The sequence below is a fragment of the Hubeiibacter jixunmingi genome (assembly GCF_041928215.1).
GTDB lineage: Bacteria > Pseudomonadota > Gammaproteobacteria > Pseudomonadales > Moraxellaceae > Acinetobacter.
The window spans coordinates 1-1,196 of record NZ_JBHFHK010000125.1 but is presented as its reverse complement, the minus strand read 5'-3'; the positions used below and the strand labels follow the sequence as shown (position 1 = coordinate 1,196).

The following is a 1,196-nucleotide window of genomic DNA, read 5'->3' as shown; positions in this document are numbered from 1 at the left end:
ATTATGGCTAAGGCTAAATTTGAACGTAATAAACCACACGTAAACGTGGGCACTATCGGTCACGTTGACCATGGTAAAACCACATTGACTGCTGCGATTGCAACAATCTGTTCTAAGCACTACGGTGGCGAAGCAAAAGACTATTCACAAATCGACTCTGCTCCAGAAGAAAAAGCACGTGGTATCACGATCAATACTTCTCACGTAGAATACGATTCTCCAACTCGTCACTATGCACACGTTGACTGTCCAGGACACGCTGATTATGTTAAAAACATGATCACTGGTGCTGCTCAAATGGACGGCGCAATCCTTGTATGTGCTGCGACTGATGGTCCAATGCCACAAACGCGTGAACACATCTTGTTGTCTCGCCAAGTAGGTGTACCATACATCATCGTATTCTTGAACAAATGTGACCTTGTTGACGACGAAGAGTTGTTAGAATTGGTTGAGATGGAAGTACGTGAATTGCTTTCTTCTTACGATTTCCCTGGTGATGACACGCCTGTTATCCGTGGTTCTGCATTGAAAGCATTGGAAGGTGACGCTGGTCAATATGGCGAACAGTCAGTATTAGACTTAGTTGCTGCTTTAGATAGCTATATTCCAGAGCCAGAGCGTGCAATTGACAAAGATTTCTTGATGCCAATCGAAGATGTATTCTCAATTTCTGGTCGTGGTACAGTAGTAACTGGCCGTGTAGAAACTGGTATCATCAAAGTAGGTGAAGAAGTTGAAATCGTAGGTATCCGTGATACCACTAAGACTACCGTTACTGGTGTTGAAATGTTCCGTAAATTGCTAGACGAAGGTCGTGCAGGCGAGAACTGTGGTGTATTGTTACGTGGTACTAAGCGTGAAGACGTACAACGTGGTCAAGTATTGTCTAAACCAGGTACAATCAAGCCACACACTAAATTTGACGCAGAAGTATATGTGTTGTCAAAAGAAGAAGGTGGTCGTCACACTCCATTCTTGAACGGTTACCGTCCACAGTTCTATTTCCGTACAACTGACGTAACTGGTGCAATCCAGTTGAAAGAAGGCGTTGAAATGGTAATGCCAGGTGACAACGTAGAAATGTCAGTAGAATTGATTCACCCAATCGCAATGGATCCAGGCTTACGCTTTGCGATTCGTGAAGGTGGTCGTACAGTAGGTGCTGGTGTTGTTGCTAAAGTAACTGCATAAGC

General features: G+C 44.0%; 1 protein-coding gene. It reads left to right on the top strand.

Features of this window, described 5'->3' with window-relative positions; all coding sequences use genetic code 11:
* Window positions 1–3 precede the first annotated feature (3 nt).
* Entirely contained in the window at window positions 4–1,194 is a 1,191-nt protein-coding gene (gene tuf / locus ACEYX7_RS10930) for an elongation factor Tu (RefSeq protein ID WP_374900567.1), read from the top strand.
* Window positions 1,195–1,196 lie beyond the last annotated feature (2 nt).